Here is a 16,147-nt window from a genome sequence, read left to right as displayed (position 1 = left end):
CAGGGGGCACTCAATGAACAAAAATATCAATGGACTCCTTTTATTCTTATTATCATTAGTACTGCTCATACCCGGCCTTTCATGCTCCGGTAAGAAGGTAAAGGAGAATGCTGATAATAAAAGCACATCATGCAGCATAGAGAATCTCAGCCCCGAAGAATTTGAAAAAAGATATATGAAGGAAGGATTTATTTCTGACCGCACATTCCGCATAATCATTCTGGCTCCCGTGGAAGAATGTGAGTCCGATATAGACGCTGTCCAGGAAAAGGCAAGAAAAAGGGCCATATCCACACTTCAAAAATATCTCATATCGGAAAACAGAATTGTTAATCAGAAATCAACGGCGGAAATAATCAATATCGTCAATACCTACGGCATGCTCATCAAGAAGGACATCCGGTGCCAGAACAATTATGTTTTCTTTTATGATATCGAACGCGACAATCTGCAGAGACATGTAAATACCATATCAAAACCGAGGGAATAATAAACGTAATACGCTTCCAGGACAATAAACCCCGCCCACCGGCTGCATCTTGAGAAAATAATATCTCCAGCCGTCTCACCTGTTTGTATAGATATAATAAGCCAGGCTTTTAAAAATAAACGTTTCCAGATTTTCCTTGTCGGAGTCGTAGATACTGCTGAACATAATGCCGATGCCGTACTCATCTTCAAGGTTATCGCAGCGGACAACCATCGCCAGAGCCTCCACGTCCTCAAGGTCTTTGTCAACGCGGCTCAGGTCAATCATGACTTTTATGATGGAAGAAACTTCAATAGCGCGGTTATATTTGAAATAAAGTCCGCCGCGGCTGATATTTATAACATTCCCCACCAGGGTCAAGGCATCTTCATCATCGCCGGCACTTTCAATGAGTGTATCTATAATTGTTATGGGGATTTCAATATCAAGCCTGAAATGACGACGCTTATTACCGGCATCATCACTGCCGGCATAATTCTCATTAAGCCATTTGTCAAAATTGTCCGTGAACCAGTCAATCATGGTATCTTCTATGGAGAGGGAGCTGTTCTGCTTCATCTTTTCATTATGGAGCCTTTCGATGTCTTTTTTGATTTCCAGGGACAGTTTCTCATATTTAATATATTCTTTTTTCATGATCCTCTCCGTCTTTTAAATGACGATTCTCCAATATGTACAACAATAACCTATAAATTCCGATTATATGGATTTATTTTCAATTAATTCAATAAAATTGCAAATATTTTCTTGATAATAATCGATATTTTTATTATAACCATATATTACGCTGAATGGTTCTCTATGGCAATAACCTAAATTTATTGAATGTGATAATAACTATGATCGGAAAAGTATCTGCCCTATCCTCACTTCTTCTCTTGACTTCTTTACTTATTATACATCCGGTATCATATGCCGAAGAAAATATCAGCATCGAACAACCGCAATCCATTCAAGCCATCCTGAAAGCTGAAAAACGCGTCCAGGAAACACGCGAAATATTGGACATAGTGAACCGGATTGATTCTATTTACGGCAATCTATATGAGAACCTGAAAGAGAAAAAACAGCTGGTTATATTCTTCGACCCGGCCCACGGGAAGCTCTCAAACGGAGAATGGCAGGGCGGTAAAATAACGCATCGCCTGAGCTGTTCAGGTAAGCCAGAAGAGTATTACTCCATCCAACTCTCAAGGAAATTATATAAGCTCCTCAAGGACAACCCGCACGTCACTATAAAAAGCACTACCGATTATATGAAAGTGCTCGAAGAAGACAGTGAAGTCTATAACAATATTCCCTTTTCCAAATCCGTTGCCATGGCAAAGGAATCCAATGCCTTTATCATACTTTCGGAACATCTCAACAACGTGTCCATGAGCTATAAGGCCAGCGGCAAATCCAATATCCCGGGCATACATATAACCCTTGACGGCCGCGGCCGCAAAATTTTGCGATACGTCGATGACACCTACTCTGGATTTCTCACGCTGTATAATCCGCTGGATTCCAGCGGATTTTCACGGCAATATGCGGTAAAGCTAAAGCATCGACTCGAGGAAGAAGGCCTTACTCCCAACAGCTGGGATTTCGGAGCCGTCGGCGATGACCGCTTCAGTTATTTTGTCGATTTCCCCGTATCCATTATTTACGAGTCAGGTTTTATTTCCAATCCCAAGGAAGAAATAAAATTGGCGGATCCCGCACATCAGGATATACTCACAAAGGCCCAGTACGAAATGCTTCTGGAAACCATCGAAGACGTCTTCGCCGTGGATATTTCCGGCAGGGAACCTAAAAAGAAAGAGGGAAAAACTGACAGCAGAGTGGAACTGCTGAAGCTGTCCCGCATAGCTGTATACTACACCAAAAAGGGCGAGACCCGTAATGTCGTCAATACCATCACAACTATGGAAAAAAAGTTCAGAAACAGCCCTTTCAGCGGCCACATTGCCTATTTCAGCACCATACGAAAGCGCATACAGAATGCTGAATATAATTTCAACAGGGGACTGATCAACAGTAATAAAAAACGCAGGAAGACAGCAAGAAAATATTTTCGAAATGCCAGAAGATGCATAAGCTATGCACCCATCTATTCCGCCTACCAGGAAAAATATTCAGCTTACCTGGGAAGACGAAGGGCTTTCCGGGAAGATTACGAAGCCCGGCTTGAAGAGACTCCTGCGTCGGTTTCCGTACCTGTACATCGGGCATCGCGATGGACTCCGATAATTCTGGCCGTTGATGACAACCAGAGCCTCCGGGATGCCGTATACAACGCCCTTGAGCCCGACGAGAAAACAATGAACCGTCTTATGAACTCCTTCAACAATGCCCATGGAGTCGGTCACAAAAAAGTAAAATATTATTCCAAAAAAGATAAAAAATATAAAACGAAGTGGGAAAGATATACGAAAAAGATTAATTTTTATACAGGTATATATATCGTTTACCTGGATAAAAACCTGAATATCCGCGACGCGAAAAAAATATCCAGTGTTCATTTAAATTCCGGGAAATACCAGAATCAGCAATTTTTGAAAAACTCGTTTTTCGCCAGTGAAAACAAAATCAAAGACCTTTAACCCCGGTTCCTGGTCCGGAAAACCCTATAATTTTTTCGGCGATTACCTGTGGAATAAATACAAGTGCAGGATACTTAAACTCCCCATAAATGCCGGGCTCTCCTGCCCCAACCGGGACGGCACCCTGAGCAGCGAAGGATGTATTTTCTGCTCCGACGACGGGTCCGCTTCACCCACAACCAGTGGAACTACCGATATCGAGCGACAAATGACCTTTGCACGGGACAACTTCAGACGCTCCGACAGCGCCACCAGGTATCTGGCCTATTTCCAGGCTTTTACCAACACCTATGCGGAAACAGCCACACTCAGAAAATTATATGATACGGCAATTGCATTCCCAGGGGTTACGGGCCTCATGATAGGGACCAGGCCCGATGTTCTTGATGACCAGGTCATAGAGCTCATCGCGTCGTACCGAAAACCGCAGTTCGAGCTATGGGTAGAGATCGGCATGCAGACCATGCACGACAGGAGTCTTATCTTTCTCAACAGGGGACATGACCATGAAAGAACTAGAGATGCAGTCACGAGAGCAGCAAGGAGTGATATTCCTGTCTGCGCGCATATTATCCTGGGCATTCCCGGTGAATCCTGGAATGATATGATGGAAACAGCCCGGGAGATGGCATCACTTCCCGTATGTGGAGTAAAATTTCATCACCTCCATGTGATCAAGGGCTCAGCATTGGAGCTTCTGTATAACCGGGGAGAAGTCCCCATGCTCACCATCAAAGAATATACATCTACGCTCTGTGATTTCATAGAACGGCTTAGGCCCGATATCCTCATCCACCGCCTGGCAGGCGACAGAAATGAAGAATCTCTTGTGGCTCCGCTGTGGGGGCTGCATAAAGGTACGGTTCAGAAAACGATTCTCGATGAATTTTCCCGGAGGGGAACATACCAGGGATTTCTTCATGAAGACCTTTCCCTCGATTAGGTGACAAATTTCTGTGGACATATTTCAGCGAGTATTTTCCATGTCAATAAATACGATTGAGGAGCCACTTTATGAAAATCGCAGTCGCCATGAGCGGTGGTATTGATTCAACCATCGCCGCCATTCTGCTCCGGGAAATGGGCCATGATATCATCGGCATAACGGCGAACTTTAAAACAGGAATTCCCGCCGACAGGAACAATCCTTTTTTTTCAGAAAAAAGCATCGAGGATTCCCGTGCAATAGCGAAACAGTTCGATTTTCCCCATTTTGTTAAAGAGATAAGCGATGATTTTTATCACCTGGTCATTGATCCCTTTTGCCGTGAGTACATGAACGGCAGGACTCCCAATCCCTGCACACACTGCAATCCCCTTATTAAATTCAAAAACCTCCTGGAGTATGCTCTGACCCTGGGATGTGAAAAAATCGCCACGGGCCACTATTCTCAGATAAAGATATCCGGCAAGGGAAGATATTTCATCTCACGGGGGAAGGACCCGGTGAAGGACCAGTCTTATTTTCTATACCGGCTTTCACAGTACACGCTGGAGCGCGTCCTCTTTCCCCTGGGTGATTTTCTTAAAAGCGAAGTCCGTGATATGGCACTCAAGCGCAACCTCTCCATTGCCCACGGCCCTGAAAGCCAGGAGATATGTTTCATCCCCGACAACAACTATTCTGAATTCATCGGCAAGATGATGGGGACAGAGCCTCCTCCGGGAAATATCGTAGACAGAGAGGGAAATATCCTGGGAAGGCATAAAGGAATTCACAACTATACCATTGGCCAGCGTCGCGGCCTGGGAATAGCAGCGCCACACCCCCTCTATGTTATCAGGATAAATGCCGGCGACAACACAATCACTGCGGGTTTCAGCGAAGAACTGGAAACAGAGGGCCTTGTGGCCGGCGATATCAATTACATGAAAGCAACAAGCATGGACGACATTGATATCCTGGTTAAAACACGCTCAACGCAGCAGCCCGTCCCTGCTCATCTGATTCAGGACGGTGAACGTGTAAGAGCAACTTTCGTGGAAAAACAGAAGGGAATATCCCCGGGACAGGCCGCCGTTTTTTATGATAACGACGGCGGCGTTTTGGGTGGCGGTATCATTGAAAAGGGATTTAATGCGGGATAGGTATCCTCGAAATTATTCTCCGGCTTTCTTCACATGCTCAATAGTAAATCCCGTGTAGGCATAGACGAGGGAAACCAGGGGCGTTATGATATTGAGAAAGGCAAAAGGCAGATAGAGGTAGGTGGCCACTCCCAGGGTAGTGGCCATGAAAGCGCCGCAGGTATTCCAGGGAACCAGGGGAGATGTGAGCGTACCGGCATCCTCCAGTGCGCGCGACAGGTTCTTCCGGTGCAGGCCCTGTTTATCGTAAGCCTCCTTGTACATCCTTCCCGTGATGACGATGGAAAGATACTGTTCCGCCGCAAGAATGTTAACGAGAACGGCTGTGCCCAGGGTGGCAGCTACCAGGTTTCCTGAACCCCTGATACCTTTAAGTATACCATCGGCGATACTCCCCATCATGCCGCTGCCATCCATGACTCCGGCAAAAAACATTGCCGAAAGGATGAGCCATATTGTATTAAGCATGGCCGCCATGCCGCCCTTGTTGAGAAGATTATCCACGATTTCCATTCCCGTGGAAGACCTGAAGCCCGTGGCTGCCGTATCGAGGCATGTCTTCAGGGAAGCCATGCCAATGGGAAGATCTGATTTTCCAGCCATCTCGGATACTACCTGGGGCTGAAATATAAGGGCGAAAATAATCCCCAGAGCTATACCGATAATAATTGATGGTATGGCGGGGAATCGTTTCACCATTATACCGATTGTTATAACGGGCGGAAGCAGCATGTAAACGGAAGTATCAAATTTTGAATTAATAATATCGGTGATTATTTTAATTTTTTCCGGTGTATAGGAGGCATGAGACTGGGTAAAACCCAGTATAAGGTACAGAATCAGAGCAATAATAAGTGCCGGGGTCGTGGTCCAGATCATATGGCGGATATGAACAAAGAGCGGCGTTTCCGCCATGGAAGCCGCCAGGTTTGTGGTCTCGGAAAAAGGAGAAAGCTTATCCCCGAAGTAAGCCCCGGAAACAATTGCCCCGGCCGTCATGCCCAGATTCATATCCATGGCCTGACCAATACCGACAAGGGCCACGCCAATGGTTCCGGCCGTAGACCAGGAGCTGCCTGTGGCCATGGAAACAACCGAGGATATAATACAGGCCGTAAAAAGGAAAATAGATGGGCTGAGCAGCTTTAGACCCCAGACTATTATGGCAGGAACAATTCCGGAAAGAATCCAGACTCCGATCAGGGCACCGATAAGCAGCAGTATCAGAATGGGCTGCATGACATCGGCCATGGTCCCGAGTACGTGTTCCTCCAAATCATGCCATTTGATACCGTGAGTCAGGGCGAATACGGCAGCGAAAGCAGCGGCAAGCATCAGTACGGACTGAACAGGTCCCGAGGTGGCTTTATCCCCGAATATTATAACCGTTATTGTCAGCGTTGCGATGAGAAAAATGACGGGAATGAGCGATACGACCAGAGACGGTTTTCTCCCTGAAATTATCTTCTTATCCAAATTGCACCTTAACCTTTGATAAAGCCACACTTCCCATATAGCTAGTCACTTTTCTTTTTATTTTTATGCAGCAGGGCGTGGGGATGTGTTTGATCATATACCCTTTTCAGCCGTTCTTTCGTTGTATGAGTATATACCTGGGTTGAGGAAAGGCTTCGATGTCCCAGCATCTCCTGTACAGCCCGCAAATCAGCGCCCTGGTTGAGCATTTCCGTGGCAAAGCTGTGCCGGTAGGTGTGGGGCGTAACGCGTTCCAGCATCCCGGCCGCCCGGGCCCTTTTGACGACAATGCCGAAAATTCCTCTCTCCGTAATCCCTCCTCCCCGGTTATTGACAAAAAGTGGTTCCGAGAGGACCCGAAATTTTTTAATTCTTTCCTTTAAATATCTATCAATGGTCTGCAGTGTTTCTTCCGTAATGAAAACGAATCGTTCCTCCCTCCCCTTGCCGTAAACCTTGAGCCGGCCCGACTCCATATCAATATCGGTGATTCGGGCCGCGGCCAGTTCAGCGACCCTCGAGCCGGTGGAATAAAAGGTTTCCAGCAGCGCCCTGTCCCTGAAATCAATAAAGGTTACATCCTCAAATTTGAGGATATTGTTGACTTCCTTCAGATGCAGGAAGCGGGGAAGCCGCTTCCCCTTTTTGGGATAAATAATCCTTCCGGCGGGATTCCTGGCAATTATATCACGGTTATAAAGAAATTTAAAGAAGGTTTTTACTGCGGCAATTTTCCTTTCGATACTGGAACGCTTCAATCCGCTGTCAAAAATAAATTCCAGGTAGCTGGTCAAATCATCCTTGCTGATTGTCTCAATGAGAATATCATCATCATGAACCGTTACCTTCACCTCGTACTGCCAGGTCGCATGACGCTCGTAATCACCGCATAAAAATTTATATAATCCGATCAGATCACGATTGTATGCCTCGATGGTATTGTCCGAGACGTTCCGCTCATATTGAAGATAGGACATGAATTGATCAATCTCATTGAGCATAAGAACTCTTAGTCCGTAGTATTTGTATTATTTCTTGTAACCTCTTCATCGAGAAGTTCAACCCGGTAATGGCAGGTCTTGTTGAGACAATGGAGTTCCTCACCCTTACCTTTCAGCCTTTTTTCGAAGAGAAGGCTGCCGCACTGGGGACATTTATGTTCAGAAGGACTTTCCCTTGTCAAAAATTCACATTCGGGATACCTGGTGCATGAATAAAAGGCCCCTTTTCCCTTTTTCGATGATCGTTTTACCACATCTCCGTCACCGCAGTGCGGGCACTTGCCCAGGGGCAGAGGTTTGGCATTTCTGCATTGGGGAAAGCCGGAGCAGGCAAGAAAGAATCCGAACTTACCGAGCTTTTTCATCATTTTGCTGCCGCACAATTCACAAACCATGTCCGTCTCTTCATTGAGGATGCCCTTCATATCAACAATATTGATATCAGCCTGATTGACTGTCTCTATAAAGGGCTGGTAAAATTCGCTCAGCATTTGAACCCAGCTTGCCTTCGATTCTTCGATAAGGTCCAGTTTTTCCTCCAGACTGGCGGTAAAATCAACGGCGACAAATTCCGGGAAGTGTTCACTCATGATATTGTTCACCAGCTTGCCAAGGACCGTGGGTACAAGCTGTCGTCCCGAACGTGTAACATAGTATCTTTTCAGCAGAGTGTCGATGGTCGGGGCATACGTCGAGGGACGTCCTACACCTGATTCTTCGAGAAATTTCACCAGCGACGCGTCATTAAAACGCGGGGGCGGTGTTGTAAAATGCTGTTCCGGCAGGTACTCAAGTATTTCCACCCTGTCGCCGGGATTCAGTTCCGGGAGCTGGTTTTTTTCGCTTTTATCATCCTTCTCGACGATTGAGAAGCCCCGGAAGAGAATAGTGCTCCCCGTGGCCCTGAAGAGATATTTGTCGGCTTCAAGAATAACGGTGGTGACCTCTGAAACCTCTGGAGTCATCTGTGAAGCAACAAAGCGCTTCCATATGAGGTCATACAGTTTATACTGATCTTTGCTCAGGTCGTTTTTCAGTGACTGGGGCGTTCGGTTTAAATCGGTGGGACGTATGGCCTCGTGGGCATCCTGGGCTCCCTTCTTGTTTTTATAATAATTGGGAGACGGGGGAAGCGATCCCTCCTCAAAATTATTTTCGATGTATTCCCGCACGGCCTTCAGGGCGATTTCCGATATCCTGGTGGAATCAGTTCTCATGTAGGTGATAAGACCCAGGGGGCCTTCTCCGGTTACTTCCACGCCCTGGTAGAGCTGCTGGGCTATCATCATGGTCTTCTGTGAGGTGAAACCGAGCCTGTTGGCGGCGTCCTGCTGCAGCTTCGACGTTATATAGGGGGCCTGCGGTTTTCTTCTCCTTTCCTTTACCTTCCGGTCCTTTACGGTCAGTTCGCGGCCACGGATTTTTTCCAGAACGCTATCCATCTCATCGTTGTTTTTCGCTTCAAATTTTTCGTCCTGATAGCCAAAAAGCGATGCGAGGAATTTTTTATTTTTAAATTTACAGGAAATATCCAGTGTCCAGTATTCGGTGGGGATGAAACCGTCGATTTCACTTTCACGGTCACAAATGACCTTGAGCGCCACGGACTGGACCCTTCCAGCAGAAAGGCCCCGCTTGACCTTTTTCCAGAGCACGGGGCTTATATTATATCCCACAATGCGGTCCAGTATCCTTCTTGTCTGCTGGGCATTCACCATGTCTATATCAATTTCACGGGGATGCTTGATAGCTTCCTTTATTGCGCTCTCGGTTATCTCATTGAACTCGATTCTCTTGATATTGCTATTTTTCGGTGAAAGAGCATTGGAGAGATGCCAGGATATGGCCTCGCCTTCGCGGTCAGGGTCAGTGGCCAGAAGGACCAGCGATACATTGGAGGCCTGTTTCTTCAACTCATTCAGTATCTTGGCCTTACCGCGAATAGTGATATATTCAGGTTTGAAATTGTTATCCACATCAATGGCAAGACGGGATTTGGGAAGGTCAATGATATGGCCCACCGAGGACAGGATTATGTAATCCTTTCCCAGGTATTTATTGATCGTTTTCGCTTTCGAGGGTGATTCCACAATCACCAGCGTACTCGGTTTGTTTTTCATAATTAAAAGTCCTGTTTTGCAGGTTTCTTCTTCCCCATTCAGCATGGGGTTCACGTCAGCACTACAAATTGTCAGGATTTGTCAAACATTTCTTTTATATTCCGAACCGGCTCCCATCGGACAAGCAGGAAGAGCACGCCGGCTAAAATAATGGAAATAACAAGAAAGATGATAATCCTCTCAAGGGAATAATAGATATGGGCATCAAAATCCTGCTCAAAAGTCATCACACCGGCAATTTCCGTGTTTTTGCCATGATCATGACAATAATAACATTTTTTTTCAAACTTGACTGCCATAATTGTATAATATTTCCCATCATGAATGCGCGAAGACAGATCTGAACCATTTTCCGACAAAAACTTTACGATATCATTGCCGGGCACCGGAGATTTTTCCCCCGGTAAGGGAATATGAAATCCAGCCCTGTCATAGATATTGACCGATATGGCGTGGGCAGTTTTGATATCATCGAGAAAAATCCAGCCGTATACGGGCTTGCTCATGCTTTTAATGCTGATAAAAGAGTCCCTGATAACAGCGCACTTCCTGTCCAGTTCACGGAAATATCCCGATTTATACGACGGCAGAATATCCTCGGCGTAAGGGTAAATAGAGAATATCTGGCTTATGGATATAATCATCAATAGTGAGATGATGGCAACAAAAAGATACTTAACTTTCATGGTTTCTTCCTTATTAAATACAGTCAATACATCAATGATATGGTATTATTTCCCGCCCCCTGATCTGGAAACGACATTTCCCTTCCGGCTTACCCTGCCCTCCAGTTCAAGGAGTACCAGGGATTCATGGATGCTTTCCGTGGTCAGACCAATATTCCGGATCACCGTATCAATATCAACTTCGGCATTTCCCAGGTATTTCAGTATCCGGTAAGGAGGTGAATCGGGAGGATATGCCCCTTCCCCGCAATCGGTCCCGGTAAGAGGAAGGGACGGTTCAGGCTCGGAAATATCCCCCCTGCCTGCTTTTTCTTCCTTGCCCTTCGCCTCCGTACGGGGAGGCAGCTCCACGAGAATGTCGGCGGTTTTTGCGAGAAGGTGAGCCCCGTTCCGAATGAGCCGGTGACACCCGCCGTATGATTCATCAAAGCTGTGTCCCGAACATGCGAAGACTTCGCGGTTCTGCTCAGTCGCATAACGTGCCGTTATGAGAGCACCGCTCCGTTCACCGGCCTGGATTACAACCGTAGCCGGGCACAGGCCGCTTATTATGCGGTTCCGCCGGACAAAGGTCCATTTTCCGGCATGAATTCCCGGGGGATACTCGGAAACCAGCACCGATCCAGCGGTACTCCGTATTCTGTCGTAGAGATCACGGTTCCCCAGGGGATAGAGAATATCAATGCCGTTGGCCAGAATCCCCGCGGTCCTTCCCTTTCCCGAGAGGGCGCTCGTATGGGCGGCCCGGTCTATGCCCAGGGCCATACCGCTCACGATGGAAAAGCCCCAGGACACCAGGTCCGATACAATCCTTTCAGTTACTTTCAGCGATGCATGATCGGGTTTACGAGTTCCCACTACTGCTATGGCAGGCTCCAGGTCCAGGGCACCATGATGATACAGCACCACAGGCGGATGGGATATCTCACGGAGGAGAGGCGGATAGTCACTGCCCCAGTATCCCGTAACGCCGATTTGTCCCTTTTCGGCCTCCGCGAGAATTTCCCGGGCCGCCATAAGGGGATCGGGAGAATACCGTACCGCCACAAAAGGCTGCGTGACTGCCCTGCTGTTTTCCGTGAGGCTTTTGTAAAGGAATTCCGGTGTGACAGACCGCTCCATGAGGTCATAAAGACCTGTACCGGCAGGAGAAGAGAGAACGGACAATGCCACGGAATAGAGAAGATGGGAATTATACATGCTGTATCGTTACCTTTTTTCCATGCTGTGGTCGGTGCCTGATAAATCGAGGATGTAAACAATCAGCAGCGGCAGTATCATCTTCATTATTATTAACATATGGCAGAATCTCCTTTTTCCCTTTCTGTATTAATTTACGATTAAAACGATTTAGAATTATACCTTTTTTTCATCAAATGTTATTAAAATGAATAATATTTCATTTCTATTGCGCTTCCCCGGCTCATTAAATTCGATTTTCCATTAAAATTGCTTGAGTTCCCCGTCCATGTCTGTATTAATTGCTAAAACTGCTTGTTTCTTGATGACATTATTAGATATACAATCAGTACTAGTCCATGACCGTACAAAAAATTTTATCCAATCCAAAAACAGCCCTTGCGGCAATGCTCCTCTGCCTGGTGCTTCCCATGCCCTTATTTTCTCTCGGGATCGTAAACATATCACCGACAATGGAAAAGCTTGACCTGGGAAAAGACTGCGAAACCCTGGAAGATCCTGATGGAACCCTGTCCATTACTGAAGCAGCAGATGAAGCGCATGCCCCCCTGTTTGTTCCATCACCGGGGACAATCCCCAATTATGGTTTCACCAAATCAGTTTACTGGGCCCGCATATCCATAGCGAACAATACCGACACGGCTCGGGAAATGCTCCTGGAGGTGGGATTTCCCCTCCTGGATAACGTTGAATTTTATATCCTCGAAAAGGGCAAAAAAACGGGGTTCGAGCTCCTGAAAAAGGAAACAACGGGGCGCGACTTTCCTTTTACCCGGAGAGATATCAAACACCGCAATTTCGTTTTCTCCATCCACATGCCCGCCGACACCGGCCGAACCCTTTACCTGCGCTTTAAAACAGCCGACGGGATGATATTTCCCATGACCCTGTGGACACCCCCATCCTTCATGAAAAAGACACAGAGGGAGCAGTTCGCCTTTGGCATCTACTACGGTATTATTTTGATCATGATATTATACAACCTGTTCATATTCTTCTCCACCAGGGACAGAAACTATCTCTATTACGTGCTGTACATTTTCTTCTTCGGCATGTTCCAGATGGCCATGAACGGACTTGCCGTTCAATACCTGTGGCCGGAATTCCCCTGGTGGGCCATACATGCCAATCCTTTCTTTATAGGGATGAGCATCGTCATGGCCACCTTCTTCACCATGCACTTTCTTGATACGGCATATTACACGCCCGTGGCCGACAAGCTGCTGAAAATTCTCATGGGACTCAGCGGCATCCTGGCTGTTCTTGCCCTGGCAATAAGCTATTCCATCACCATAGTTGCAGGACAAATTCTTCCCCTGGCCTGCATCCTCATCGCCATTCCCACGGCTGTGATCATTCTCAAAAAAGGCAACCGGTCGGCGCGTTTCTACCTCATCGCCTGGTCCACCTTCCTCGTGGGAATCATTCTCTCAACCCTGCGAGTCATGGGCATGATCCCCCATAATTTTCTGACGGAACACGGCCTGCAGATCGGTTCAGGATTTGAGATGGTACTTCTGTCTCTTGCGCTGGCCGACAGAATCAATATAATGAAGAAAGAAAAGGATGAAGCCCAGCAGGAACTCATAACCTCCCAGCAGCGGAACATGGAGGACATCATGAGATCCAGGGATGAAATCGAGGAGGCACACCGCCTTCTCAGCGTTTCCGAGAGTAAGTACCGGCTTCTCGTTGAAGGCACCAGCGACATAGTTTTTTCCCTGGATGAGAACTGGAATTTCATTACTTCCAACAGGGCCATCCTCACGGAGTTCAAGATAGATCCGGGCACGGTTTCCTCGCGCAATTTCCTTGACCTCATATACAGCGACCAGGCCGAGCATTACGTGACGAAGCAGCTGGTTCTGGAGAAGCTCGATGAATTCTCCCGCACAAAAAAGCCGATCCAGTTCAGGACACATTTCATCTCGCCCATCATCTCAGAACCAAAGGAGATGCAGGTCCGCCTCGAGTTCCTGGACATTGAGGGCAAAAATGAGATACTGGGCAAAGCCTCCCGGATACTGGACGATTCCCTGTTAAAATACTTTGACGCAGAACGCCAGAAATATGTCATCGGGAATCTCCTTATCACGGCCGAGGATATTACACACCGGCTCACCAGGAATCTGAAGAAGTACGTGCCTACCCGGGACGTCAATTATCTCCGCCTCGCCCTCCGGGAGATAATCATCAACGCCATCGAGCACGGCAACCTGGGCATAACCTTCGAGGAAAAATCAAAGGCCATGAACGAGGACCATTATTTCGAATTCATAGCAAGAAGACAGCTTGCCCCCGAAGCAACGGGAAAAAAAATCGCCATAGAATATTCAGTCGACACCCATCGTGTTGTCTATATCATTACCGATGACGGAGCGGGTTTCGATCACAACCATTTCCTCAAGAACGCTATAAACACCGCTAATGAAGAAATGCTCTCTCATGGGCGTGGAATTGCCATGACCATGAATGCCTTTGACCGGGTTCAGTATAATGAAAAGGGGAACCAGGTCATGCTTATTAAATACTTCAGCGAACTGCCAAGGTGATTTTCCGCCTCACCACGGACCTGAAAATTCACTCCATCGCTGCCTGATTAATAAAATTTGACTTGCCAAAAACCGAAACCACTCATATTGTCCATAATTCACGTCATTACAAGGAATGGAACCGCCTGATGAATATGTACCTGAAGCCCGTCATTACAGAAGAAAAACAGAATGTAAACCTTCTCACTTTTCCCGATGGTAAAAAGCTGTATCTTATAGGAACTGCCCATGTCTCCTCATCATCGATTGATCTTGTAGAAGAAACTATACGGAAAGTACAACCCGATACCATATGTGTTGAGCTGGATGAACAACGCCATAAGGCCATGACAAAGAAAAAGCTCTACGAAGATCTGGATATAATTGAGATCATCAGGAAGAAGCAGCTCTTTTTTTTCATCGGTCAGTTTATAATGGCTTCATATCAGAGAAAAATCTCGGAAAAAACCGGCAGCAAACCGGGCATGGAATTCAAGAAGGCCATTGAAATGGCTGAAATAACCGGCACCCGTCTCATCCTGGCAGACCGGAATATCGGCACAACCCTGAAAAGAGCCTACCGGATGACTCCTTTCTGGCATAAAATCAGGTTTCTCGCCAGCCTGTTTACGGCCGACGACTCGGACTTTGATGATATAGACATTGAAGAGCTGAAGACCCAGGATGCCATCATAAACATTGTCAGGACCTTCGAGGACGAGCTGCCCACGGCCAAAAAGGTCCTCATCGATGAAAGAGACCAGTACCTGACTGCGGAAATACAGGCGAATCTCGGCACTGTTACCGTGGCTGTGGTAGGAGCCGGCCATGTTCCCGGCATGCTCAAGGAATTCGAAAACCGGATCGGTGAAGAGAAAAAGTTTGAACTCAACATCATCCCGCCCCCGTCATCGGCAGGGAAAATAATCCCCTGGATAATTCCCTTCATTTTTATCGCCCTGATCGCCTGGGGATTCATGAGCGGGAGAAAGGATGTGGCCCAGGATGTGATAATCTACTGGATTGCGGTCAACGGAACCCTGACTGCCCTGGGATGTCTCCTGGCCTTTGCCCATCCACTGACCATGCTGGCTGGATTCATCGCCGCCCCCATAACCAGCCTCAATCCCACCATCGGTGCCGGTTTCGTTACGGCCATTGTACAGACTTTTCTCGTGAAACCCCGTGTCCGGGATTTTGAGGAGATACAGGAAAAAACCCTTCGATTTCGGAACTGGTGGACCAACCGGATCACGAAAATATTCCTGGTGTTCATTCTTTCGTCGATAGGATCATCAATCGGAACCTTCGTGGCCCTGCCGGCTTTAAGAAAACTCTTTACATTGTAGACGTTTTCATATACATTATATTATTATAATGTGAATAAACCTAAATAAAGGAGCAAAACATGAACAAAATCATCGTATCAATGGCTGTTCTCTCTCTCGTTTTCGGTATTTCCTGCAAATCAACGGAAAAAAAGGAACCCGTTGTGCAGACCACATCGGTCGATCACTCCCTGTGGGTCAAGGCCTCCAACAAACAACTGGAAAAAATACCCGTGGAAGGCTTTCAGTACAAAGGAACAGAGGTTCCCGCTCAAAAATGGGACAAGTGGGCTAAAATGAGCGCCCCTGTTGTGAAAAAAATCATCAGCGAATTGCCCGAGGGATATGTGCTCCAGGTGAAAGGACATACCGACGCCCGCGGACCGGAAGATCCTGAAGGGGACAAACCGGGAAACATCAAAATATCCACTGACCGGGCAAAGGCGGTTCAGGAGTCCCTGAGACGACAGGGCATATCCTCACCGAAACTGACTTATAAAGGTGTGGGCTCATCGGAACTGAAAGCAGGCATTGATCCCAAATCGGCTGGACAGCGGCGTGTAACTTTCGCAGTAGTACCGGAATAGCCTGACATTTTCGACTATACAACCTGTCGGATACAATATTATGCGGCAATCC

Annotated in this window: 13 protein-coding genes; 7 read left to right on the top strand and 6 right to left on the bottom strand. The window is 47.0% G+C overall.

What is annotated here, in order from left to right:
* The first annotated feature begins 13 nt into the window (after window positions 1–13).
* Window positions 14–490 (top strand): hypothetical protein, encoded by a 477-nt coding sequence (locus CVV44_03005; protein PKL40587.1) that lies wholly within the window; start codon window positions 14–16, stop codon window positions 488–490.
* Between the two features lie 75 nt (window positions 491–565).
* Here CVV44_03005 and CVV44_03000 read toward each other — a convergent pair whose 3' ends face one another.
* On the bottom strand, window positions 566–1,126 hold the full coding sequence (locus CVV44_03000) for a hypothetical protein (GenBank protein ID PKL40586.1): 561 nt from the start codon (window positions 1,124–1,126) through the stop codon (window positions 566–568).
* Between the two features lie 155 nt (window positions 1,127–1,281).
* Between CVV44_03000 and CVV44_02995 the strand changes: the two genes are divergently transcribed.
* From CVV44_02995 to CVV44_02985, 3 genes are all read left to right on the top strand, one after another.
* Window positions 1,282–3,078, top strand: a complete 1,797-nt coding sequence (locus CVV44_02995) for a hypothetical protein (protein ID PKL40585.1) — start codon at window positions 1,282–1,284, stop codon at window positions 3,076–3,078.
* Complete coding sequence (locus CVV44_02990) at window positions 3,053–4,021, top strand: TIGR01212 family radical SAM protein (GenBank protein ID PKL40584.1); 969 nt, start codon at window positions 3,053–3,055, stop codon at window positions 4,019–4,021. Before CVV44_02995 ends, CVV44_02990 begins: the two co-directional genes overlap by 26 nt.
* A 71-nt stretch (window positions 4,022–4,092) precedes the next feature.
* Window positions 4,093–5,166, top strand: coding sequence for a tRNA 2-thiouridine(34) synthase MnmA (locus tag CVV44_02985; GenBank protein PKL40583.1), 1,074 nt, complete (start codon window positions 4,093–4,095; stop codon window positions 5,164–5,166).
* A 12-nt stretch (window positions 5,167–5,178) separates the two neighbouring features.
* Here CVV44_02985 and nhaC read toward each other — a convergent pair whose 3' ends face one another.
* From nhaC to dprA, 5 genes are all read right to left on the bottom strand, one after another.
* Window positions 5,179–6,630 carry a Na+/H+ antiporter NhaC gene (gene nhaC, locus CVV44_02980; GenBank protein PKL40912.1) on the bottom strand — a complete coding sequence of 484 codons (1,452 nt, stop codon included), beginning with the start codon at window positions 6,628–6,630 and terminating at the stop codon, window positions 5,179–5,181.
* Window positions 6,631–6,683: 53 nt separating this feature from the next.
* Window positions 6,684–7,643 (bottom strand): site-specific tyrosine recombinase XerD, encoded by a 960-nt coding sequence (locus CVV44_02975; GenBank protein PKL40582.1) that lies wholly within the window; start codon window positions 7,641–7,643, stop codon window positions 6,684–6,686.
* Between the two features lie 8 nt (window positions 7,644–7,651).
* Entirely contained in the window at window positions 7,652–9,763 is a 2,112-nt protein-coding gene (locus CVV44_02970; protein ID PKL40581.1) for a type I DNA topoisomerase, read from the bottom strand.
* Window positions 9,764–9,834: 71 nt separating this feature from the next.
* Window positions 9,835–10,449 carry a hypothetical protein gene (locus tag CVV44_02965; GenBank protein ID PKL40580.1) on the bottom strand — a complete coding sequence of 205 codons (615 nt, stop codon included), beginning with the start codon at window positions 10,447–10,449 and terminating at the stop codon, window positions 9,835–9,837.
* A 45-nt stretch (window positions 10,450–10,494) separates the two neighbouring features.
* The gene (gene dprA / locus CVV44_02960) at window positions 10,495–11,649 is read right to left on the bottom strand and encodes a DNA-protecting protein DprA (protein PKL40579.1); all 1,155 of its coding nucleotides are present in this window, start codon (window positions 11,647–11,649) and stop codon (window positions 10,495–10,497) included.
* 338 nt (window positions 11,650–11,987) lie between these two features.
* Here dprA and CVV44_02955 point away from each other — a divergent pair, with 338 nt between their 5' ends.
* The 3 genes from CVV44_02955 (at window position 11,988) to CVV44_02945 (ending at window position 16,095) form a co-directional block, all read left to right on the top strand.
* Entirely contained in the window at window positions 11,988–14,201 is a 2,214-nt protein-coding gene (locus tag CVV44_02955; protein PKL40578.1) for a hypothetical protein, read from the top strand.
* Between the two features lie 128 nt (window positions 14,202–14,329).
* Window positions 14,330–15,529, top strand: coding sequence for a TraB family protein (locus CVV44_02950; GenBank protein PKL40577.1), 1,200 nt, complete (start codon window positions 14,330–14,332; stop codon window positions 15,527–15,529).
* Window positions 15,530–15,588: 59 nt separating this feature from the next.
* Window positions 15,589–16,095, top strand: coding sequence for a hypothetical protein (locus CVV44_02945; protein PKL40576.1), 507 nt, complete (start codon window positions 15,589–15,591; stop codon window positions 16,093–16,095).
* Window positions 16,096–16,147 lie beyond the last annotated feature (52 nt).

This window comes from Spirochaetae bacterium HGW-Spirochaetae-1 (genome assembly GCA_002839375.1).
Lineage (GTDB): Bacteria > Spirochaetota > UBA4802 > UBA4802 > UBA5550 > PGXY01.
The sequence above is the reverse complement of the archived record's forward strand: the minus strand, read 5'-3'. Positions and strand labels throughout refer to the sequence as shown.